Annotated in this window: 25 protein-coding genes; 12 read left to right on the top strand and 13 right to left on the bottom strand. The window is 73.9% G+C overall.

Annotated elements, in window-relative coordinates; genetic code table 11:
- Positions 1 to 207, top strand: a 207-nt coding sequence (locus BU198_RS12715; protein ID WP_188296953.1) for a hypothetical protein, incomplete at its 5' end; no start/stop codon positions are given.
- A gap of 40 nt (positions 208 to 247) precedes the next feature.
- Here the strand turns inward: BU198_RS12715 and BU198_RS12710 are convergent.
- A complete protein-coding gene (locus tag BU198_RS12710) occupies positions 248 to 799 on the bottom strand; it encodes a hypothetical protein (protein ID WP_188296952.1) in 552 nt (183 codons plus the stop codon).
- A 200-nt stretch (positions 800 to 999) separates the two neighbouring features.
- Positions 1000 to 3243, bottom strand: coding sequence for a heavy metal translocating P-type ATPase (locus BU198_RS12705; RefSeq protein WP_188296951.1), 2244 nt, complete (start codon positions 3241 to 3243; stop codon positions 1000 to 1002).
- A 257-nt stretch (positions 3244 to 3500) separates the two neighbouring features.
- On the opposite strand from BU198_RS12705, the gene BU198_RS12700 reads away from it, so the two are divergent.
- The 3 genes from BU198_RS12700 to BU198_RS12690 all read left to right on the top strand — a co-directional run bounded on the left by BU198_RS12700 (position 3501) and on the right by BU198_RS12690 (position 5204).
- On the top strand, positions 3501 to 3782 hold the full coding sequence (locus BU198_RS12700) for a metal-sensitive transcriptional regulator (RefSeq protein WP_188296950.1): 282 nt from the start codon (positions 3501 to 3503) through the stop codon (positions 3780 to 3782).
- A 34-nt stretch (positions 3783 to 3816) separates the two neighbouring features.
- Positions 3817 to 4776, top strand: coding sequence for a hypothetical protein (locus tag BU198_RS12695; protein ID WP_188296949.1), 960 nt, complete (start codon positions 3817 to 3819; stop codon positions 4774 to 4776).
- 77 nt (positions 4777 to 4853) lie between these two features.
- Positions 4854 to 5204: a hypothetical protein gene (locus BU198_RS12690; RefSeq protein WP_188296948.1), complete on the top strand. Its 351-nt coding sequence runs from the start codon at positions 4854 to 4856 to the stop codon at positions 5202 to 5204.
- 3 nt (positions 5205 to 5207) lie between these two features.
- Here the strand turns inward: BU198_RS12690 and BU198_RS12685 are convergent, their stop codons facing one another.
- From BU198_RS12685 to BU198_RS12670, 4 genes are read right to left on the bottom strand one after another with little or no spacing between them, the layout of a single operon-like run.
- Entirely contained in the window at positions 5208 to 5555 is a 348-nt protein-coding gene (locus BU198_RS12685; protein ID WP_223244304.1) for a hypothetical protein, read from the bottom strand.
- Positions 5552 to 5752: a hypothetical protein gene (locus tag BU198_RS12680; protein WP_188296947.1), complete on the bottom strand. Its 201-nt coding sequence runs from the start codon at positions 5750 to 5752 to the stop codon at positions 5552 to 5554. Before BU198_RS12680 ends, BU198_RS12685 begins: the two co-directional genes overlap by 4 nt.
- On the bottom strand, positions 5749 to 6030 hold the full coding sequence (locus BU198_RS12675) for a hypothetical protein (RefSeq protein ID WP_188296946.1): 282 nt from the start codon (positions 6028 to 6030) through the stop codon (positions 5749 to 5751). Before BU198_RS12675 ends, BU198_RS12680 begins: the two co-directional genes overlap by 4 nt.
- Entirely contained in the window at positions 6027 to 6455 is a 429-nt protein-coding gene (locus tag BU198_RS12670) for an ATP-binding protein (protein ID WP_223244305.1), read from the bottom strand. Before BU198_RS12670 ends, BU198_RS12675 begins: the two co-directional genes overlap by 4 nt.
- 283 nt (positions 6456 to 6738) lie before the next feature.
- On the opposite strand from BU198_RS12670, the gene BU198_RS12665 reads away from it, so the two are divergent.
- Complete coding sequence (locus BU198_RS12665; RefSeq protein WP_188296944.1) at positions 6739 to 7626, top strand: helix-turn-helix domain-containing protein; 888 nt, start codon at positions 6739 to 6741, stop codon at positions 7624 to 7626.
- Positions 7613 to 7822, top strand: a complete 210-nt coding sequence (locus BU198_RS12660; RefSeq protein ID WP_188296943.1) for a DUF397 domain-containing protein — start codon at positions 7613 to 7615, stop codon at positions 7820 to 7822. The genes BU198_RS12665 and BU198_RS12660 overlap by 14 nt, the downstream gene beginning before the upstream one ends.
- A 43-nt stretch (positions 7823 to 7865) precedes the next feature.
- Here the strand turns inward: BU198_RS12660 and BU198_RS12655 are convergent, their stop codons facing one another.
- Complete coding sequence (locus BU198_RS12655) at positions 7866 to 8015, bottom strand: hypothetical protein (protein ID WP_188296942.1); 150 nt, start codon at positions 8013 to 8015, stop codon at positions 7866 to 7868.
- 87 nt (positions 8016 to 8102) lie between these two features.
- On the bottom strand, positions 8103 to 9512 hold the full coding sequence (locus BU198_RS12650) for an MFS transporter (protein WP_188296941.1): 1410 nt from the start codon (positions 9510 to 9512) through the stop codon (positions 8103 to 8105).
- A gap of 237 nt (positions 9513 to 9749) precedes the next feature.
- On the opposite strand from BU198_RS12650, the gene BU198_RS12645 reads away from it, so the two are divergent.
- On the top strand, positions 9750 to 10655 hold the full coding sequence (locus tag BU198_RS12645) for an NADP-dependent oxidoreductase (RefSeq protein WP_188296940.1): 906 nt from the start codon (positions 9750 to 9752) through the stop codon (positions 10653 to 10655).
- A gap of 41 nt (positions 10656 to 10696) precedes the next feature.
- Here the strand turns inward: BU198_RS12645 and BU198_RS12640 are convergent, their stop codons facing one another.
- Positions 10697 to 11791 (bottom strand): CU044_5270 family protein, encoded by a 1095-nt coding sequence (locus tag BU198_RS12640; protein WP_188296939.1) that lies wholly within the window; start codon positions 11789 to 11791, stop codon positions 10697 to 10699.
- A complete protein-coding gene (locus BU198_RS12635) occupies positions 11788 to 12549 on the bottom strand; it encodes an RNA polymerase sigma factor (protein ID WP_223244303.1) in 762 nt (253 codons plus the stop codon). The genes BU198_RS12640 and BU198_RS12635 overlap by 4 nt, the downstream gene beginning before the upstream one ends.
- A 129-nt stretch (positions 12550 to 12678) precedes the next feature.
- Here BU198_RS12635 and BU198_RS12630 point away from each other — a divergent pair, with 129 nt between their 5' ends.
- From BU198_RS12630 to BU198_RS12620, 3 genes are all read left to right on the top strand, one after another.
- Positions 12679 to 14289 (top strand): serine protease, encoded by a 1611-nt coding sequence (locus tag BU198_RS12630; protein WP_188296938.1) that lies wholly within the window; start codon positions 12679 to 12681, stop codon positions 14287 to 14289.
- A gap of 244 nt (positions 14290 to 14533) precedes the next feature.
- Entirely contained in the window at positions 14534 to 14854 is a 321-nt protein-coding gene (locus BU198_RS12625) for a heavy-metal-associated domain-containing protein (RefSeq protein ID WP_188296937.1), read from the top strand.
- A 112-nt stretch (positions 14855 to 14966) separates the two neighbouring features.
- Positions 14967 to 15248 (top strand): metal-sensitive transcriptional regulator, encoded by a 282-nt coding sequence (locus BU198_RS12620; RefSeq protein WP_188296936.1) that lies wholly within the window; start codon positions 14967 to 14969, stop codon positions 15246 to 15248.
- 155 nt (positions 15249 to 15403) lie between these two features.
- On the opposite strand, the gene BU198_RS12615 is transcribed toward BU198_RS12620, so the two are convergent.
- Positions 15404 to 15787, bottom strand: a complete 384-nt coding sequence (locus tag BU198_RS12615; RefSeq protein WP_188296935.1) for a DUF4345 domain-containing protein — start codon at positions 15785 to 15787, stop codon at positions 15404 to 15406.
- Positions 15788 to 15890: 103 nt separating this feature from the next.
- Here BU198_RS12615 and BU198_RS12610 point away from each other — a divergent pair, with 103 nt between their 5' ends.
- Together BU198_RS12610 and BU198_RS12605 are read left to right on the top strand one after the other, a co-directional pair.
- Complete coding sequence (locus BU198_RS12610) at positions 15891 to 16529, top strand: TetR/AcrR family transcriptional regulator (protein ID WP_188296934.1); 639 nt, start codon at positions 15891 to 15893, stop codon at positions 16527 to 16529.
- A 101-nt stretch (positions 16530 to 16630) separates the two neighbouring features.
- Positions 16631 to 17920, top strand: coding sequence for a cytochrome P450 (locus tag BU198_RS12605; protein ID WP_188296933.1), 1290 nt, complete (start codon positions 16631 to 16633; stop codon positions 17918 to 17920).
- Positions 17921 to 18024: 104 nt separating this feature from the next.
- Here BU198_RS12605 and BU198_RS12600 read toward each other — a convergent pair whose 3' ends face one another.
- Positions 18025 to 18843, bottom strand: coding sequence for a phosphotransferase enzyme family protein (locus BU198_RS12600; RefSeq protein ID WP_188296932.1), 819 nt, complete (start codon positions 18841 to 18843; stop codon positions 18025 to 18027).
- A partial coding sequence (locus tag BU198_RS12595; RefSeq protein WP_188296931.1) for a Dyp-type peroxidase occupies positions 18840 to 19745 on the bottom strand: 906 nt, incomplete at its 5' end. The genes BU198_RS12595 and BU198_RS12600, both read right to left, overlap by 4 nt.

Here is a 19745-nt window from a genome sequence, read left to right as displayed (position 1 = left end):
GGCGTACGGCTGCGGCTGCCGGCCGGCGGCGCCTCCCGCCGGCCGCGCTGGTGGCGGCCCACGCTGCGCCCGGCCACCAGGGTCGCGCTCGCCATGGGCGACGACTGGCGGCTCTGCCTGGCGGCCGTGGTGGAGGGCGAGTTGCAGGTGTGGCAGGAGGACGCGGCGTACCGCTGGCAGGCGGTGGAGCTGCCGGAGGGGGCTTAGCCCGGGGTCGGTCCGGGGTCAGAACGGGGTCGGTCCGAGGTCAGCCCTGGGCCGGCCCCTGCCCCTGGCAGCCGTGGAGCAGTTCGGCGAAGGCCGCCCCGGCGGCGTCCTGCGGGAGGATCCGCTGCGCCCGGTCGCCGTCCGGCGTGCTGACCACGTAGTGCTCGGCGCGGTACGAGTAGTCGTCCCAGGGCTCCCAGCGGTGGGCGCGCAGCAGGGTCCGGCCGCAGCGGGTGCAGCCGATCCACGGCACCAGCACCAGGCCGGCCAGCTCCGGCTCGCCCCAGCCCGTCACCACCTCGGCCTCGTCGCGCTCGCCGTCCAGCAGCCGTACCGGGGCGGGCGCGCCGTCGCCCGGGCAGCGCAGGAGGCCCGGGGTGAGCCGTTCGCGCTCTCCCCACTCCTCGGCGAGCACGGAGATCTGCGCGCGGTCCGCGCCGCCGATCGGGATCTGGCGGGCCAGCAGGCCCTCGACCAGCAGACCGAGCCCGCTCTCCTGCTCCCCGATCGCCCAGCAGTCCCTGACGCCCTGGGCTGCGTCGTCCGGCAGGAGGCCGGCGATCCGGTGCCGGAGTGCGGTGTCTTCGTCCATGGGTCGGACTCTAACTCCCCGGCTCCCCGCCGATCCGCTCAGGTCGGCGCAGGTCGGCGCAGGGGCAGGGGGCAGGCGGCGGGCGCACCGGGCCGGCGGTGCTCGTACGGGCCTCGCCTCCGGCCGGGTCCGGGACGGGCCGAGGCCCCGGAACCCTGGCGGCTGGGTTCCGGGGCCTCGGCCCTGTGGTGGCGCGGGGTTCAGCGGAAGCGGCGCAGCCGGAGGCTGTTGCCGACCACGAAGACCGAGGAGAAGGCCATCGCGGCCCCCGCGATCATCGGGTTGAGCAGGCCGGCCGCGGCCAGCGGCAGGGCGGCGACGTTGTAGCCGAAGGCCCAGAACAGGTTGCTCTTGATGGTGCCGAGGGTGCGGCGGGAGAGCCGGATGGCGTCCGCCGCGGCCAGCAGGTCGCCGCGGACCAGGGTGAGGTCGCCGGCCTCGATCGCGGCGTCGGTGCCGGTGCCCATCGCCAGGCCCAGGTCGGCCTGGGCCAGCGCGGCCGCGTCGTTGACGCCGTCGCCGACCATCGCCACGACCTTGCCCTCGGCCTGGAGCCGCTTGACGGTCTCGACCTTGTCCTGCGGCATGACCTCGGCGATCACGTGCTCCGGCGCGATGCCGACCTCGGCCGCGACGGCCTCGGCGACCAGCTTGTTGTCGCCGGTCAGCAGCACCGGGGTCAGGCCCAGGGCGCGCAGCTTGCCGATCGCTTCGGCACTGGTCGGCTTGACCGCGTCGGCGACCTCCAGTACGGCCCGCGCCTCGCCGTCCCAGCCGACCGCGATCGCGGTGCGGCCGGCCGCCTCGGCGGTGCGCTTGGCCTCGGCCAGCGCCTCGGGCAGGTGCTGCGACCACTCGTTCAGCAGGGCCTCCCGGCCGGCCACCACGGCGTGGCCGTCCACCACGCCCTGGACGCCCAGGCCGGGGACGTTCTCGAAGCCCTCGACGGCCGGCAGTTCGCCGGCCTTGGCGGCGGCGGTGGCGATCGCCCGGGCGATCGGGTGCTCGGAGGCGTGCTCCAGGGCGCCGGCCAGGCGCAGCACCTCGGCCTCGGTGGCGGTGCCTGCGGTGTGGACGGCGAGCAGGGTCATCTGGCCGGTGGTGACGGTGCCGGTCTTGTCCAGGACGATGGTGTCGACCTTGCGGGTGGACTCCAGCACCTCGGGGCCCTTGATCAGGATGCCGAGCTGGGCGCCGCGGCCGGTGCCGACCAGCAGGGCGGTCGGGGTGGCCAGGCCCAGGGCGCAGGGGCAGGCGATGATCAGCACGGCCACCGCTGCCGTGAAGGCGGCGGTCCAGCCCTCGCCGGTGCCCAGCCAGTAGCCGAGGGTGGCCACCGCGAGGGTGATCACGATCGGCACGAAGACCGCGGAGATCCGGTCCGCGAGGCGCTGCGCGGCGGCCTTGCCGTTCTGCGCGTCCTCCACCAGCCTGGCCATCCTGGACAGTTGGGTGTCCGCGCCGACCCTGGTGGCCTCGACCACCAGCCGGCCGCCCGCGTTGACGGTGGCGCCGGTGACGCCGTCACCGATCCCGACCTCGACCGGGACGGACTCACCGGTCAGCATCGAGGCGTCCACCGCCGAGGCGCCCTCGACCACCACGCCGTCGGTGGCGATCTTCTCGCCGGGCCTGACCACGAAGCGGTCGCCCACCACGAGGTCCGCGATCGGGATGCGCACCTCTCCCCCGCCACGCAGCACCGTCACGTCCTTGGCGCCCAGTTCCAGCAGGGCCTTGAGAGCGGCCCCCGCGGTGCGCTTGGAGCGGGCCTCGAAGTAGCGGCCGGCCAGGATGAAGGCGGTGACGCCGGCCGCCGCCTCCAGGTAGATGTTGGACGAGCCGTCGCTGCGGGCGATGGTGAACTCGAAGCCGTGCCGCATGCCCGGCATCCCGGCGTCGCCGAGGAACAGCGCCCACAGCGACCAGAGGAACGCGGCGGTGGTGCCGAGCGAGACCAGGGTGTCCATGGTCGCGGCGCCGTGCCGGGCGTTGGTGAACGCGGCCCGGTGGAACGGCCAGGCGGCGTAGGTGACGACCGGGGCGGCCAGGGTCAGCGACAGCCACTGCCAGTTGTCGAACTGGAGGGCCGGCACCATCGCCATCGCGATCACCGGCACGGCGAGGGCCACCGCGGTGAACAACCGCTGGCGCAGCGGGGCCAGTTCGTCGGCCGGCTCGGCCTGGACGGCGCCCCCGCCCTCGGTGACCGGGGGCTTGGGCAGCGCAGCGGTGTAGCCGGTGGCCTCGACGGTGGCGATCAGGTCGGTGACCTCGACGCCGCCCTCGAAGGAGACCTTCGCCTTCTCGGTCGCGTAGTTGACGCTGGCCGTGACCCCGTCCATCCGGTTGAGCTTCTTCTCGATGCGGGCCGCGCACGAGGCGCACGTCATTCCGCCGATCGAGAGTTCCACCTCCGCTGAGGCGGGTGCCTGCGTAGTCATCGTCGCTCCTCGTGACGTCGTCCTGCGGTTTCGGCGGCCGGTCCCTCATACCGTGGCCGGGTATCGGGCGGTGCCGGGTTCATTTATACCCCTGAGGGGTATCGACGGCAAGCCCTGACGGATACCCCCTGCTGGTATTTTTCGGGGCAGCGATCCGCTTGACTTGATACCCCCATGGGGTATTCACTCATGGGCATCGGACCACGGGGCGCGCCCGCCCCCACAGGCCGCTCACCGGAACCCCGAGGAGGCCCCGCATGGCCGGCTACCACGCCGACAAGGACCAGCTCCTGCGCCGACTGCGCCGCGTCGAGGGCCAGATCCGCGGCCTCCAGCGCATGGTCGACACCGACACCTACTGCATCGACACGCTGACCCAGGTCTCGGCCGCCACCAAGGCCCTCCAGTCCGTCGCGCTCCAGCTGCTCGACAGCCACCTCGGCCACTGCGTCCACGACGCCATCGCGGCCGGCGGCGCCGAGGCGGACGCCAAGGTCGCCGAGGCCTCGCAGGCCATCGCCCGGCTCATGCGGGCCTGAGGCCCCTCCCCTTCGAACCTCCCAGGAGACCGCCATGAACACCGCCCTGCGCGTCACCGCCTTCACGGCCGGCCTCGCCGGCGCCTTCGGCCTCGCCCTCGGCGTCGGCCACGCCACCGGCAGCGGCCCCGCGGCCAAGCCCGCCGCCGCACACGCCGGGCACTCCGGGCACTCCGGGCAGGCCGGGCACGCCGGCGGCGCCCAGGACTCCGACACCCCCGCCGAACACCTGCCCGGCGGGCTCCAGGTCTCCGAGCGCGGCTACACGCTCGACGTCGAGAACCCCTTCGTGACCGCCGGCTCCCCCACCGACCTGCGCTTCCGCATCCTCGGCACGGACGGCAGGCCGGTCACCGGCTACCAGCAGCAGCACGAGAAGGACCTGCACCTGATCGTCGCCCCGCGCGACCTGTCGACCTTCCAGCACCTGCACCCGACCCTGGCCGCCGACGGCACCTGGAGCGCCCCGACCGCCGTCCCCGCCGCCGGCGAGTACCGGGTCTTCGCCGACTTCACCCCGGCCGGCGCCGCCGAGGGCCTCACCCTCGGCGCCGACCTGCACGCCGCGGGCGACCTGCGGCCCGCCCCGCTGCCGGAGACCGGCCGTACCGTCACCGTCGACGGCTACACCGTCACCCTGGGCGGCGACCTCACCCCCGGACGCAGCGGCCCGCTCGCCCTGAGCGTCAGCAAGGACGGCAAGCCGGTCACCGACCTCCAGCCCTACCTCGGCGCGTACGGCCACCTCGTCGCGCTGCGCGCCGGCGACCTCGCCTACCTCCACGTCCACCCGGACACCAGCGCCCCGGGCCCGGAGATCGGCTTCACCACCACCGCCCCGAGCACCGGCAGCTACCGGCTCTTCCTGGACTTCAAGCACCAGGACACCGTCCGCACGGCGGCGTTCACCGTCACCACGAACGGCGCCGCGGCCCCGGCCGCCCCCGCACCCACCGCCGAACACACCGGGGAGACCGGCGGCCACCAGCACTGAAACCCGGCAGTGGGCCGGGTGATCCGTCGGCGGATCGCCCGGCCCACTGCCGTTCCCGCGCTCCGTAGAATCCCGGCATGCACAGCACCCTGACCGACCTCGCCCGCTGCCTCTACGGTGACGAGTACGGCCCCACCCCCGCCTGCGAACTCAGCCGGGAGCACGAGGAGTTCCACTTCATCGAGCGGCTGACCTTCGCCGACGCGGAGGAGATCCTCGCCATGCTGCGCACGCTCTGCCCGCACCTCGTGGACGGCTACCTGCCTGTCCGGTTCCGCAATCTCGCCTACCGGCTGCTCCTGCTCCAGCGCCCCGACGATCCGGAGCTGATCCGCGAGGCGGCCGACAGCCTCCACCTGCACGGCCCGGACTGGGACGACATCGCCGAGGAGCTGAAGCAGCGCGCCGACGCACTGGAGGCGCAGTGAGAGTCAGGGGCGACGCGCGGGACCGTGGTCACCCTCGGGCTCGCGGGTGAGGATGGCGAGCAGGGCCGGGTCCGCGTAGACCTCGGCACTGTGCTTCCACTGGGTGAGCAGGAGCGCGATCGGGGCGAGCTTTTCCGGGATCACCGCGTTGCGCACCGCTTCGATCAGCTCCACGAGCAGGGTTTCGATGTCCTCGTCGGGCAGGAAGCTGCTCCACGGCAGGACTTCCGGAAGTGCTCGGCGCAGGGCCACGGCATTCTCGACCCGGACCGAGTCCGCGAGCAGGCGGCAGGTGTCGTCCACCGGAGGCGCCGGGCGATCCGGGTGGGATCGCCCGGCAGCCTTGCTCATCCGGACGTGTGCCCGGCGGCCTGCCGGAGCACCGCGCGGAGGAGGGCCTCCGGGCTGCCCGGGGTGGCCGCCCAGAGCTGCATCTCGGCGTGGGCGGCCCGGCGGCGCGGACTGATGGCACGGACCGGACGGGAGAACTGGGCGCTGAGGCACCACCACATCTCGATACGGGCCCAGGTCAGGCGCAGCCCGATCACTCGGGGTTCGCCACACGCAGGTAGATCGGGTGGGCGGACTCGACGCCGATGTACGCCATCGCGCGGACCGCGCCGAACTCGACCAGCTGGTGGGCGATCCGGGCGGCGGAGGCCTCGCTGAAGCAGTCGGCGAGGTATCCGGCCTGGTCGTCGTCCAACGGGAGCCGGGCGAGGCCGGTGCGGATGGCGTCGAGGGCGTCGGCGAGCCTGGTGAAGGTGGCGGCTTCAGTGATGCCCTTGATCTCGGCCGAGATCGGGAAGGGGAGCTCGACGTTCACTTCGCGCCGCCCCCTTCGATGAGCGCCCACATCGCCTTGCCGATGCCACCCTCACGCGGGCAGCAGCCCCAGTCGGAGGCGAGGAGGGAGACGAGCAGGAGCCCGCGCCCGGTCTCCTCGAACTCCGCGGTGGAGTGCGGGAGGGAGGGCCGGCTCGCGTCGGCGTCGTGCACCTCGATCCGGAGCGAATCGGGCTGGAGGTCGAACCGGATGAGGACGAGCCGCCCCGGCGGGGTCTTGGCGTGGAGCACCGCGTTGGCGACGAGTTCGCCGAGCACCAACTCGCCGCTGCCGGCGAACCGTTCGCTGCCGGGGTGTCCGGCGAGGAAGGTGCGGAGCAATCGGCGCGCGGCGCCGGCGGACTTGTGCTGCTTGGGCAGCCACCACGAGCACTCGCTCGCGGGGCCAGACGGCTTCTCCGGCATTTCGGGCACGGCTGAGCCTCCTCCAACTTCGGCTCGCAGCGAGCACGATGGCCCGGAAGTGGCATGGGAATGCCCGGGTGGCCATCCGTCACGATCGCCGTGTGCGAGCGGCGGACTACTGCCCGTAGTCTGCGCTCGACTCTCCATAATCTGCAAGACTTCATTTTGGGGTATTCGAATGCATTCACTCGTCTGGTTGACGTTCATTGCGAAGCGAGCACACAGGTGCTTTCATTTCGAGCGCTGACAGTGCTTCATACTGGATGCCAGGAAGGGGAAGGCCATGCCAGAGGGGTCAACTGGATCAACGGTGCCGCGCAGGCAACTCGGGCGATACCTGCGTGACCTGCGCAACCGATCACGGCTCACCGTGCGGGCGGCAGCTCGCCAGCTGGAGTGGTCGGAAGCGAAGATGTGGCGCATCGAGACCGGGCAAACGTCCCTGCGAAGCCTCGATGTCGAGGCCATGTGCAAGGTCTACGGCGCGCCCGCCGAACTGACCGAGGCCCTGATGGGGCTGGCGAAGGAGACCAAGGCCCGGGGCTGGTGGCACGCCTACGGGGATGTGATCCCCGAGGGGTTCGACCTCTTCATCGGACTGGAGGAGGCGGCTTCGAAGATCGCCTGGTACGAGAGCGAGTTGATTCCCGGGCTATTGCAGACCGAGGACTACTCGCGGGTGATCATGCGGGCACACAACCCTCACGAAGACGATGCCGAGATCGAACGGCGAGTTCACCTTCGTTCGACCCGCCAGGTTCTTCTCACCAGGGTCACCGATCCGCCGGTCTTCGATGTCGCACTCAACGAGGCGGTACTGCGGCGTCCCGTCGGCGGCGGCGAGGTCATTGCCGCGCAGCTCGCCCATCTGCTGGAGATGGGCGAGCTTCCCAATGTCACCATCAAGGTCGTCCCGTTCAGCGCGGGGCTACATCTGGGCGTCCTGACAGGATCGTTCGGGATTCTGCGTTTCCCGATCAACGGCGACGGCTCCGAGACGGAACCGCCGACCGTCTATGCGGACGGATTCACCGGCGACCTGTACCTGGACAGGCCCAACGAAGTGGAACGCTACGACGCCGCGTTCACGAAAATCCAGGAGACAGCGCTCAGCGAGCAGGCGTCGAAGCAGCTGATCTCCGAAGTGGCAGGAAGCTATGAACACGGTTGATCTGACAGAAGCAGTGTGGTTCAAGTCCACCCGAAGCAACGGACAATCCGCCTGCGTTGAGGTCGCGTTCCTCAACAGCGGCATCATTCCCGTCCGCGACTCCAAGGACCCCGAGGGGCCGGCGCTCGCCTTCCCCACCGACGCATGGGCGTCCTTCGTCACTGCCATCAAGACCGGCGAACTCCCCGACGCCTGACCAGCACTGCGCGAGAAGTCGGCCCGGCCGACTTCTCGCGCAATCACCGCCCCGGACAGCCGCTTCGCGCGGCGCCCCGGGCCGGCTCCGCGGCGGCTGCCGCGGCGGCGGCGGTCAGGCAGGCGATCAGGCAGCGGGTGACGGGGTGGCGTACGACGCGTAGCAGGGCGGCTGTTGCTCCGGGGCGGGTCATCGAGGCTCCTTCATGTGAGGGGGTACGGCCGTCGGGGCCGCGTCGGCCGACGCGGCCCCGACGGAGCGGGCGGGACGGTGGACGGCCTCACGCGGCCGGGGCCCCCGGGCGCGGGGTGCGCAGGGTGGCCACCGCGAGCAGGGCTCCGGCCACCGCGATCGCCGCGGCGCCGATGAAGGCCGCCGAGAACCCCGAGGTCAGGCCCTCGACGGTGGTGTCCGAGGTCCGCGCGCCGGCCAGGGCGGTCATCGCGGCCAGGCCGAGCGCCGAGCCGACCTGGTAGCCGGTGTTGACGATGCCGGAGGCGAGGCCGCCGTCCTCCGGGGGCGCGCTGGAGATCGCGGTGCCGAGGGAGGGGATGAAGGCGAGCGCCATGCCGATCGCGGCGAGCAGCGAGGCGGGCAGCACGTCGGTCCAGAAGTTGCCGTCCGGGCGGGCCAGCGAGAGCCCGGCCAGGCCGGCGCCGAGGGCCAGCATGCCGGTGACCACCAGCGCCTTGGGGCCGAAGCGGGCGATCAGCCGGGGTGCCGCGGTGATCATGATGGCCATGATGGCGACGGTCATCGGCAGCAGGGCCGCGCCGCTGGCGAAGGCGCCGAGGTGGAGCACCTGCTGGAGGTAGAGGTTCAGGAAGAACCACATCGGCACCCAGGCCGCGGCCAGCAGGAACTGGGCGAGGTTGGCGGCCCCGAGGTTCGGCACCCGGAAGATGCCCAGCCGCATCAGCGGCTCGCGGCGCCGGCCCTGGATGACCAGGAAGGCGGCCAGCAGCAGGACCGCGCCGGCCAGCGTCAGCAGGGTCGGGGCCGAGGCCCAACCCGCCTCCGGGGCACGGACGACGGCGTACACCGCGGCGGCCAGGCCGGCGGTGACGGTGAGCGCGCCGACGACGTCGATGCCGCCGCTGCGCCGGGGCGCGGCGGGCATCAGCGCGGGGGTGGCGAGCAGCGCGACCAGGGCGACCGGGATGTTGATGTAGAACACCCACGGCCAGCTGACGTACTGGGTGATCAGGCCGCCGAGGAAGACGCCCGCGGTGCCGCCGGCCGGGGCCGCCGCGCCGTACAGGGCGAAGGCCTTGGTCAGTTCCTTCGGGTTGCCGCCGAAGAGCATCATCAGCAGGGTGAGCGCCGAGGGGGCGATCAGTGCGGCGCCGAGGCCCTGGACGCCGCGGCCGGCCAGTTCGGTCGGGACGTTCTGGGCGAGGCCCGCGAGCAGCGAGCCGGCGCCGAGGATCGCCCAGCCGGCACTGAACAGGCGGCGGGCGCCGAGCAGGTCGGACAGGCGTCCGCCGAGCAGCAGCAGCCCGCCGAAGGCCACCACGTACGCGTTGAACACCCAGGACAGGTCCTCCTGGCCGAAGCCGAGGTCGTCCTTCATCTTGGGCAGGGCCACCCCGATGATCGAGGTGTCCATGATCACGACGAACTGTGCGGCGGCGATCAGCGCGAGCGCGCGCCACCTCCGGGGGTTCGGCCCGGTGCTGTCGGTTGCCATCTCTTACTCCCTACCCGTTGGGGGTATAGGTCGAGGCCGGATCGGCCTCGGTGTGATCGGTGGTCGTCAATTCCGGTACGGGCATGGCGAATGCACCCGGCGGGACGACCCCGGTGAGGACGCCCTGAACATACCCTAGGGGGGTAAGGTTTATCCATGGAGAGCGGCTGGGGGAATCGCACGATCACCGCGGGGGTTTCACGGGGCGCCAGCACCACCCATGGAAAGGGACCTCCGTTGCGCGCCATCCGGATCGACCGTTTCGGCACCCCCGACGTGCTCGGCCTCGCCGAAGCCCCCCGGCCCGTACCCGGGCCGGGGGAGGTGCTGGTGCGGACCGTCGCGAGCGGCATCAACCCCGTCGACGACAAGACCCGGGAGGGCGCCATCGGCGAGGGCACTCCCGCGCTGCCGATGACGCTCGGCTGGGACCTGGCCGGCGTCGTGGTCGACGGCGGCGACAGCGCGCTGCGGGCGGGCGACCGGGTCATCGCCCTGTCGCACCAGCTCGGCACCGCGCGCGGCACCTGGGCCGACCTGGTCGCACTCCCGGTGGCGGCGGTGGCCGCCGCACCGCGGGCCGTCAGCCTGGTCGAGGCAGCGACGCTGCCGCTTCCCGGGCTGACGGCCCTGCAGACCCTGGACTGGCTCGCGGTGTCCGCCGGGGAACGGCTGCTGATCGCCGGTGCCGCCGGCGCGGTCGGCGGACTGGCCCTGCAGATCGCCCGGGCGCGGGGCGCCGAGGTCGACGCCCTCGTCTCCCGGGACGCCCAGATCGCCTTCGCCCGCGGGCACGGGGCGCAGCGCGTCTCCACCGACCCCGCCGACTTCCCGCGCCGCGGCTACGACGCGGTCTTCGACACCTTCGGGGCCTTCCTCACCGAGGCGGTCGCGGACGGCGGCCGGTACGCGTCGATCGCCACCCAGGCCGGCCCCGTCCCCGACCTCTCCGCCCGGGGCGTGCGCACCACCGTCCACCAGGTGCGCGAGGACGGCGCCGGGCTGGCGGAACTCGCCGGGCTGGTCGACTCCGGCGCCCTGCGGCTGCGGGTGCACGCCGCGTACGGCCTCCAGGACGTCCGGGCCGCCCACGAGCGTTTCCGCGCGGGCGGCCTGGACGGGAAGATCGTCGTGACCTTCTGATCCTCCACCCCGTGGGCCTTCCGGCTCCTCCGGGGCCGGGGTCAGCCGCCCGGCCGCTCCGGCGGGAGCTCACCGGCCCGGTCGACGGCGGCCTTGGCCAGAACCGCCGAGGTGCCGACCACCGTCCCGGCCGGCCCCGCGTCACCGGCCTCGGCGAGGACCGTGCGTTCGCCGAGGAACGCGTACGTGGTCCGGTCGAAGATCCACTGCGTCTGCTGCCCGTGCGCCGTACGGGCCACGGCGACGCCCTCGCGCCCGGCGGCGTCGACGGCCGAGGCGACCACCGTGACCCCCGGGATCCGCTCGGCGGCCCGGTAGAGCGCGGCACCGACCTGCGGCGGCGCCCAGGTCTCGGCCAGCAGGTCGCCGATCGCGGTGAACGCCCGCTGGTCCGGATCCTGGCCCCCGCCGCGGGTCTGTTCCCCGATCAGCTTCAGCAGGGCGTCCGGGTCGGTGGGCAGCGAGGCGACGTACGCGTGGGTCGGGTCACCGATCGACGGGCCGCTGCCGCGCGAGTCGTCCGGCCCGGCGGACTCCCCCGGCCGGTCGGGGTGGAGCACCGGTCCGCCGTCGCCGAGCCTGGTGTCGGGCCCGCCCTCCTCGCGCAGCAGACCGGGACGGCTGCCGTCGGCGGACAGCCAGACCCGCCGGGCGTGCACGGGAGCCATCGTCACGGCACCGCCTGCCGCGCTCTGCGCCGCGTAGGCGACCCTGCTCTCCACGTAGACGAACTGGTCGGCGCGGACCGCCGGCCGCTCCGCTCCGGCGGCGGCGAGCGCGATGCGGTCGAGGAGCAGCGCCGCCTCGGGCACGCCGGTGGCACCGCCCCCGGCCACCGTGCGGTCGGGCCCGGCCGGTCCCGGGAGGTCCACCGTCACGGCGCCGGCAATCGCCAGCGCACAGGCGATCGCCGGCACCACGATCCGGACCACCGGGCGCCGGTACCAGGCCGGAGGCCGGGCGGCGCTCCGCCGCGGCTCGGCGGACGTGACCTTGCCCAGCAGTTCCTCCTTCAGCAGCCGGTGGCGATCGGCCCCCAGGCCCGGCACCGCCGGCGGCGGCAGCAGGCCGGTCAGTTCGCGGCGTTCGGACTCCTCGGACGGGCACTGCGTTCCGCGCCGTGGGGTGGCGTTCATCCGTGGCTCTCCTGGATCGACGGGATGGACCGGACCCGCCGGACCGGCCGGGCCTGCTGGACCTGCTGGACCGACGGCAGCGGCGACAGCGACGGCCGGAGCGCGGACCTACGGCCCGGTGCGGGCGGGGCGGTGACGGCGGAGGGCGTCCGGCTCTCCGCCGCAGAGGACCTGCCGGTCCCGGCGTCCCGGTAACGCACCTGCACGGCACCGGACTTGGCCCCGGCCGCCGCCTCGGCCTCGGTGAGCTCCCGCAGCCGGGCCCGGGCCCGCGACAACCGCGAGCGCACGGTACCGACCGGCGCACCGAGCGCCTCGGCCGCGCTCGCGTAGTCCAGCCCCGCCCACACCACCAGGGTGAACACCTCCCGGTCGCGGCGCCGCAGCCGGGCGAGCGCGCGGTGCGCGGCCCGCAGTTCGTCGACGTCCGCGAGGTGCGCGACCAGGTCGTCGGCGAAGTCCGGGACGGAGCCGCGCTCCGGGATCCTGGCGAGCGCGACGTCCCTCCGCCGCCGGGCCCGGGCGTTGCGGCGCATGACGTTCGTCGCGATCCCCAGCAGCCACGGGCGCAGCCCGTCCCCGTCGGGGTGCAGCTTCTCCCGGCCCCGCCACGCCTCCAGGAAGGTCGTCGAGACGACGTCCTCGGCCTCCGCCCAGTCGCCCGTCACGCGCAGGGCGTAGCGGTACAACACCTGGGCGTGCTCGTCGTACAGCTCGCCCAGGGCGTCGCGGTCGCCGCGGCGAAGACGCGTTCTCATGAGTGCTTCCACACTCTGCCCTGCCCGGTCCGCCGCCCGGGTTCCGGTGACCTGCGCCACAGTCGCCGTCCCGCCCCCGATGTGGCCCTGATCACAGGAACTCCCCCGTCCGTCCGAGCAGTACAGAGCATGAACGCACCTTCCGCACCCCGTTCCGTCTCCCGCCGGAACGCCCTCCGGGCCCTGGCCGTCACCGCCGTACTGGTCGGCACCTCGACGCCGGCCTTCGGCGGCACGGCCCTCGGCGGCACCGCCTTCGCCGCCGAGCCGGAGACGTACACCCTCACGATCAAGCACCTGGACCGGGCCGGCCAGCCGGTCCGGCCGTACCGTACCCATGTCGCCGGGATCTTCGAGGCCGGCCCCGAGCGGGTCTTCGCCGAAGAGGAGGTCGACGCCGCCGGCGTCACCACCGTACGGCTGCCCAAGGGCCGGTACCTGCTGGACAGCACCCTGAGCTCGGGCGGCCCGGGGACGGGTGCCCCGTACTGGACGGACTGGATCGTCCAGCCCCGCCTCGACCTCGACCGGGACACCACCGTCACCGTCGACGCGCGGACCACCGCCCCCGTCGACGTCCGGCCCCCGGACGGCGCCGCGCGCTTCCGGCAGAGCGCGATGTTCGTCAAGGTCGCCCACGGAGGTGTCAGCAGGACGGCCAACGTCGGCAACGGGTCGACCAACCTGCGCGTGGCCCACCTGGGGCCCGAGGCCGAAGCCGGCGCGGTGAAGCAGTGGTTCGACTCCAACTGGGAGACCGACGGCGGAGGCTACGTGCTCGGCCAGACCTTCACCGGCACCCGCGCGCTGACCGGCCTCACCCGGCACTACTCCGCGCGGGAGCTGGCCACCCTGACCATCCGCGGCGCCGCCGGACCGGGCGGCACCGGCGTCGGCCTGTACTACCTCCAGGCAACCGAAGGCCCGACCATCGGCGTCAGCGGGAACGTGCGGACGCCGGGCAGCGCCACCTTCCACGTCACGCCCGGGCGCGGCACCTGGGACCTCGGCTACACCGCCCCCGGCCCCGAGGGCACGGCGCCCCGCTCCTACTCCGCCGACCGCCTCGCCGTACGGGCCGGGGCCACGACCACCCAGACCTTCGACGGCCCGGTCTTCGGCCCCGCGCTCACCGACCGCCCCGCCGTCTCCCGCGACGGCGACCGGATCACCGCGGACGTCCCGCTGCTCGCCGACGGCGACGGCCACGTGCCGTCCGCCCCGGCGTTCGACACCGCCTACACCTCGCTGTACCGCGACGGCGCGCTGGTCGGCGCCGCCTCCGGCACGCCGGGACGCGGCGAGTTCACCGTGTCCCCGGGCCAGGCCTCGTACCGCCTGGCCACCACGGTGACCCGCAGGAACGCGGCCGGCGCCACCACCCGGGTGACCGCGTCCTGGACCTTCGCCTCGGCCACCACGGCCGGCGCGGCCCCGGTCCCGGTGAGCGTCGTACGGTTCACGCCCGAGTTCGGCCAGGACGGCACCGCGGCCGCCGGCAGCCCGATCCGGATCCCGGTCACCGTGCAGGGCGCCGCCGCCGACGGCCGCACCCGCTCGCTGACGGTCTCGGCCTCCACCGACGGCGGCGCCTCGTGGACCCGCCTCCCGCTCGAAGCGGGCGCCGTCACGCTCCGGAACCCGGCGGCGGGCACCGGCGTCTCCCTGCGCGCCGAACTCACCGACACCGACGGCAACACCCTCGACCAGACCGTCACCGACGCCTACCGCACCCGGTGACGGCGGCGGACGCCTGAGGCCGTTCCCCTCCTGGAGGTCACCCGACGGGTGGCCGGCCCCCTCCACTCTGCCCGGATACCCGCAACAGGACTGCCACAGCACGGTGTTGACCGCCACGAACCCCCGCCCACCCGGGCCACGGCAAACCCTCGCCATTACCCTAGGGGGGTATGGTATGTTCTGAAGCGAAGCAGCCGCCCGGGTAGTCCGGCCGGCGCCGGGCCCTCACGACAGGAGCACACCCATGAGCGAGACCACCATCACCGTCGAGTCCGCCGCCACCGAGACCTCCTCCTGCTGCGGCTCGTGCGGCACCGGTGCCGGCCAGGCGCCCGCCGCCGAGTCCGCCCTGACCTCGGTCTTCCAGGTGACGGGCATGACCTGCGGCCACTGCGTCTCCTCGGTGACCGCCGAGCTGAAGCAGCTCGACGGCGTCACCGAGGTCGCCGTGGACCTCGCCACCGGCGAGGTCACCGTCGGCAGCACCCTGCCGCTCGCCGACTCGGACGTGGCCGCCGCCATCGACGAGGCGGGCTACGAGCTGGTCGGCCGCCTCGCCGGCTGACCCGCCCAAGTCGGCCCGGACGGGCACCACCCCGCCCCTCCGGGCCGACTCCCCCGTCCGCGCCGCCGGTAGAGTGAGGCCACTCCTCACCGCACAGGAACCGGAGACGGCCATGGCCAGCTACAGCTCCCACAAGGACGACTTCCTCAAGCGGCTCCGCCGCATCGAGGGCCAGATCCGTGGCCTCCAGCGCATGGTCGAGCAGGACACCTACTGCATCGACGTCCTCACCCAGGTCTCCGCCGCCAGCCGCGCCCTCCAGTCCTTCGCCCTCCGACTCCTGGACGAGCACATCGAATGCTGCGTCCGCGACGCGATCGCCGAGGGCGGCCAGGAGGCGGGCACCAAGATCCGCGAGGCCAACCAGGCCATCGCCCGCCTCGTCCGCTCCTGACCCCGGGACGACACGGCAGCCCGACCGCACGCCCGGGGCCCGGCGGACAACTCCGCCGGGCCCCGGGCGTTTTCACCGTCCACGGGTACGGGGCAGGGGTATCCTCGCCCCTCGCCGGCCACCCCGCCGAGGGCGCCCGCACCGACGGCGGAACCTCAGCCCCGGGCCCGCTCGTCCGCGTCGGCGAGCCACAAGTAGACCGCCCCCAGCCCGAGTTCGATCGCCATCAGCACCAGCTGGAACCAGTGCGGGCGCCCGGCCACCGCGATCGACAGCACCCGCCCGAGGCCGCCCAGCAGGAACACCACCGCCAGCCACCGCACCGCCCGGGCCGGCACCGGCGTCTGCCGGGCGGCCCGGATCCAGGCCGCGCCGTACCCGGCGAAGACCGCGCCCATGAAGCGGCCGAAGCTGTCGACCGTCGGGCCGGCGTCCGCGATGCCGGGCATCGCGGCGTTGCCCAGCAGGAGGTGGAGGAATCCGATCGCCACGCAGGCGATCCCCATCGTCCACGCGAGTACCCGTAACACCTTGGCCATGACCCACACCCGCCCGTCGCCGAGGTCTGGTTGACACGTGTCTACTATGCCGCCCTCCAAGCTAGCGCCGACAAGTGGACACGTGTCAAGTAACCTGGCGCGCATGCCAGTCCAGGAACCACGCCGCCGGCTCACTCCCGCCGGGCGACGCGCCCAGCTGCTCTCCGTCGGCGCCCGGCTGTTCGCCGCCCGGCCGTACGAGGAGGTGCTGATGGAGGAGGTCGCCGAGCAGGCCGGAGTCTCCCGCGCGCTGCTCTACCGGCACTTCGCGAGCAAGCGCGAACTCTTCGCCGCGGTCTACCGGGAAGCCGCCGACGACCTGCTCGCCAAGACCAGGTTCGACCCGGCCGACACCCTGGTCGAGCAGCTGGTCGAGGGCATGGACGCCCACCTGGACTACTTCATCGCCAACCGGCACGCGGTGCTCGCGGCCAACCGCGTGCTGGCCGGGGACCAGGTGATCCAGACCATCATCGCCGAGGAGCTGGACGCCCTGCGCGGCCGGCTGCTCGGCGTCCTCCCGCTCGCGGACGAGCGGGCGCGCCGGGCGGTCTCCCAAGTCCTGCGCAGCTGGCTGGTGTTCGTGCGGGTACTGGTCATCGAGTGGCTGACCGAGGAGACCTGCACCCGCACCGAGCTGCGGGACGCCTGCATCGGCGCCGTGCTGGGCGCGCTCCGGCCGCTGCTGCCGGCCGATCCGGCACCCGGCCCGGGGCATCGAGGGCATATCATCGGCGCGTAACGGGAGAAGCAGCACAAGCGCCCAAAGTACTGTGAAAATAAGACATTTGGATGCTTTGACTCCCCTCGACCAGCCGGACCTCCGACCCCGCGAAGGGACCCATGGACTCCGCCGCAGCCGACACCGGGACCACCCTCCCCCCACTCCACCGGCTTCCCACCACCCCCGCCCAGCCTCCGCACCCCACCACCCTCCCGGACGGCACCCCCGCGTGGCTCGTCACCCGCTACCACGACGTCCGGCAGGTCCTCGGCGACCCCCGGGTCACCCGAGCCGACCTCCATGACGTCGGCACCGCGGGCGCCACCGCCGACGTGGCCGCCAACCCGGCGTCGCTGTTCAACCAGGACGGGCCCGCCCACCGCCGGCTGCGCGGCACCGTCCAACGGGCCTTCACCCCACGCGCCATCGCCGGCTGGCAGCCCTGGGTCGCGGCCGCCGTCCAGCAGTCCGTGGACCGGCTGGTCGCCGCGGGCCCGCCAGCCGACCTGGTCCCCGCGTTCGCCCGGCCGGTACCGTTCGCCGTCACCACCCGGCTGATGGGGCTCGACGGGGACGGGCCGGACCACCTGGACGAGGACCGGCTGCTCCGCTGGACCCGCGCGCTGCTCGCCCAGGGCGGCGAACCGTCCGCAGGCACCGAACCGGCCGCGGACACCGAACCGTCCGCAGGCACCGAACCGACCGCAGGCACCGAACCGACCGCAGGCACCGAAGCCGGGCCCGACCACACCGCGACCCTCGCCGAATTCGGCGAATTCATGGGCGAGTTGGTGGCCCGACGGCGGCGCGAGCCCGGCGACGACCTGGTCAGCCGGCTGGTCCTGGCCGCCGACCAGGACGGCGGCGTCCCCGAGGACTCGCTCGTCTTCCTGGTCGCCGGACTCACCGCCAGCGGCAACGAGAGCGTCGCCGGAGCCCTCGCCAACGCCCTGGTCTACGTGCTCGGCGAACGCCCCGGCCACTGGCCGCGGCTCGCCGACCCCGGCATCGCCGAGCGCACCGCCGAACGCCTGCTGCACTACATCCCGCTGGGCGACGACGAGGCCACCATCCGCCGCACCACCGCACCGGTCGAGGTCGGTGACGTCACCATCCCGGCCGGCTCGGTGGTCGCCGTCAGCCTCGGCAGCGCCAACCGCGACCCGGCCGTCCACCCGGACGGCCTCGAAGCCGACCTCGGCCTCCCGCTCCCCGTCCCCACCCTCGCCTTCAGTGCGGGCCCGCACTACTGCATCGGCGCCTGGCGGGTCCGCCTGGAGATGCGCGAGTCGCTGCTCCGTCTGGCCACCGCCCTCCCAGGCCTGCGCCTCACCACCCCGGTCACGGAGCTGACCTGGCAGCTCGGTGGCACCACCCGCAGCCCGGCCCGCCTCCCGGTGGACTGGTAGCCGCCTCCGCGAACGCGGTCGGCGCCCCGCCCGGCGTCAGCCGTCGGGCAGGGCGCCCCCGAAACCGCCGACGGACACCCCCGTTGCCGCCCGCGCACCCGGCGTCAGCCGTCCAGCAGCGCGCGCTCCCACGCCTCCCGACGCCCCTCGACGTACTCGGCGTCGGTGCGCCAGACCTCCCCGTGCCCCTCCGCCCACAACCTCGCCCAGGGCTGGACGCCACGGCCGGCCCGGTCCCGCAGGAAGTCGTGCATGGCCAGCGTCCGCGGCCCCAACAGGGGCACCAGGGCCCGCCGTTCGCCCTCGTCCAGCCCGTAGGCGTCGACGAAGACCCGCAGCCGGGCCGCCGCCACGGCATCGGTGCGCCGCAGGCCCGGCCGCGCCGACAGCGGCAGGAACCCGTGCAGCGCGTACGCGAGGTCCCAGAGCCGGGTGCCGGGGGCCGCCGTGTCCCAGTCGATGAAGGACCACCGGTGCCCGTCACCGCCCACCAGGTTCCACGGGGCCAGGTCGTTGTGGGCGATGATGTCGGCGGGGCCGTCGGGCGGCATCAGCACCTGCCAGCGGGCGTCCGGCGGGGGCGTGAAGTCCCGTACCGCGTCGTGGAACCCGCGGATCAGCCGGGCCACCCCGGCCAGCCGCTCGGCCGGGTCCAGCAGGTCGAAGCGGTCGGGCCAGACCACCCGGCCCGGCTGGTACGTCAGCACCTCGCGCCCCTGCTCGTCCAGGCCGAGCGGGCGCGGCGCCGCCCGGAACCCGGCCGCGTGCAGGTGCTCCAGCAGCGCGTGCACCGCGGGCGTCCACGGCCCGGCCGGGCGCCGCACGGTGTCCCCGACCCGGACCACTCCGGTGTTCATGTTCCCACCGCTCAGCGGCAGTTCATCCTCGCGGCCCGCCCCGGCCGGCCCCGCTCCCCCGCTCATCCGAACAGGCCCTCCCCCAGCACCGCGCCCGCCGGCACGCCCGGCAGCACGTACGCCACTGCCGAGGCCGTGTGCTCGATGAAGGCGTTCAGGGAGTCGCGCGCGGCCAGCCGGTTCTGGACGCGGGTGAACTGGGCCGGGTCGCGCACGAAGGCGCAGAACAGCAGCCCGCGGTCGTCCGGGCCGTCGTCGTAGCTGTAGCCCCGCCGCAGCATCCGGGCGCCACCGTCCAGCCGGGGGCTGGAGAGGCGGACGTGCGCGGTGGCCGGGAGGACGTACGAGCCGTCCGGGTTCTTGGTGTAGATGTCCGGCTCGTCGTGTTCCGCCGTACCGGTCAGCGGGGCGCCGTCGCCGAGCCGGCGGCCCATCACCTGCTCCTGCCGGTCGGCGGGGAGGGCGGCGAAGGCGGCGGTGTCCATCCGGATCCGGCGGTAGACCAGCACCGTTCCGTGCTCGTGCGGCCCGGGCGGGCCCCAGACCCACTGCCCGGCCTCCGGCTCGACCGGGTTCGCCGTGCCGTCCTTGAAGCCGAACAGGTTGCGCGGGGTGGCGCCCCCGGCCGTCCTGGGCAGGAAGCCGGACTGCGTCCACCGCACCGTCGCGCCCGCCGCACGGGCCGCCGCGACCGCCTGCTCGGCGGCCACGGACAGCGGCCAGCGGTCCGACGCGCACAGCTGGACCACCAGGTCGCCGCCGCCGCGCGCCGGGTCCAGCCGGTCCCCGGGGAAGGCGGGCAGCTCGGTCAGCAGCCCTGCCGGAACGTTCAGCCCCAGCCGGGCGGCGAGCCCGGGACCGACCCCCAGCACGCTGTTGAACCCGGCGGGCCGGCCGTCCCGCAGCCGCGGATCCGCCACCCCGGCGCCCGCCGCGGCGGCCAGCACCCTGGTCAGCTCCCCGAGCAG

The organism is Streptomyces sp. CBMA156, from assembly GCF_014596515.1.
Taxonomy (GTDB): Bacteria; Actinomycetota; Actinomycetes; order Streptomycetales; family Streptomycetaceae; genus Kitasatospora.
The sequence above is the reverse complement of the archived record's forward strand: the minus strand, read 5'-3'. Positions and strand labels throughout refer to the sequence as shown.

Excerpts from the sequence above, each read along its gene's own strand:
- BU198_RS12710 (WP_188296952.1), bottom strand. The coding sequence starts at position 799 with ATGGACGAAGACACCGCACTCCGGCACCGGATCGCCGGCCTCCTGCCG.
- BU198_RS12705 (WP_188296951.1), bottom strand. The coding sequence starts at position 3,243 with ATGACTACGCAGGCACCCGCCTCAGCGGAGGTGGAACTCTCGATCGGC.
- BU198_RS12700 (WP_188296950.1), top strand. The coding sequence starts at position 3,501 with ATGGCCGGCTACCACGCCGACAAGGACCAGCTCCTGCGCCGACTGCGC.
- BU198_RS12695 (WP_188296949.1), top strand. The coding sequence starts at position 3,817 with ATGAACACCGCCCTGCGCGTCACCGCCTTCACGGCCGGCCTCGCCGGC.
- BU198_RS12690 (WP_188296948.1), top strand. The coding sequence starts at position 4,854 with ATGCACAGCACCCTGACCGACCTCGCCCGCTGCCTCTACGGTGACGAG.
- BU198_RS12685 (WP_223244304.1), bottom strand. The coding sequence starts at position 5,555 with ATGAGCAAGGCTGCCGGGCGATCCCACCCGGATCGCCCGGCGCCTCCG.
- BU198_RS12670 (WP_223244305.1), bottom strand. The coding sequence starts at position 6,455 with ATGCCGGAGAAGCCGTCTGGCCCCGCGAGCGAGTGCTCGTGGTGGCTG.
- BU198_RS12665 (WP_188296944.1), top strand. The coding sequence starts at position 6,739 with ATGCCAGAGGGGTCAACTGGATCAACGGTGCCGCGCAGGCAACTCGGG.
- BU198_RS12660 (WP_188296943.1), top strand. The coding sequence starts at position 7,613 with ATGAACACGGTTGATCTGACAGAAGCAGTGTGGTTCAAGTCCACCCGA.
- BU198_RS12655 (WP_188296942.1), bottom strand. The coding sequence starts at position 8,015 with ATGACCCGCCCCGGAGCAACAGCCGCCCTGCTACGCGTCGTACGCCAC.
- BU198_RS12650 (WP_188296941.1), bottom strand. The coding sequence starts at position 9,512 with ATGGCAACCGACAGCACCGGGCCGAACCCCCGGAGGTGGCGCGCGCTC.
- BU198_RS12640 (WP_188296939.1), bottom strand. The coding sequence starts at position 11,791 with ATGAACGCCACCCCACGGCGCGGAACGCAGTGCCCGTCCGAGGAGTCC.
- BU198_RS12635 (WP_223244303.1), bottom strand. The coding sequence starts at position 12,549 with ATGAGAACGCGTCTTCGCCGCGGCGACCGCGACGCCCTGGGCGAGCTG.
- BU198_RS12630 (WP_188296938.1), top strand. The coding sequence starts at position 12,679 with ATGAACGCACCTTCCGCACCCCGTTCCGTCTCCCGCCGGAACGCCCTC.
- BU198_RS12625 (WP_188296937.1), top strand. The coding sequence starts at position 14,534 with ATGAGCGAGACCACCATCACCGTCGAGTCCGCCGCCACCGAGACCTCC.
- BU198_RS12620 (WP_188296936.1), top strand. The coding sequence starts at position 14,967 with ATGGCCAGCTACAGCTCCCACAAGGACGACTTCCTCAAGCGGCTCCGC.
- BU198_RS12615 (WP_188296935.1), bottom strand. The coding sequence starts at position 15,787 with ATGGCCAAGGTGTTACGGGTACTCGCGTGGACGATGGGGATCGCCTGC.
- BU198_RS12610 (WP_188296934.1), top strand. The coding sequence starts at position 15,891 with ATGCCAGTCCAGGAACCACGCCGCCGGCTCACTCCCGCCGGGCGACGC.
- BU198_RS12605 (WP_188296933.1), top strand. The coding sequence starts at position 16,631 with ATGGACTCCGCCGCAGCCGACACCGGGACCACCCTCCCCCCACTCCAC.
- BU198_RS12600 (WP_188296932.1), bottom strand. The coding sequence starts at position 18,843 with ATGAGCGGGGGAGCGGGGCCGGCCGGGGCGGGCCGCGAGGATGAACTG.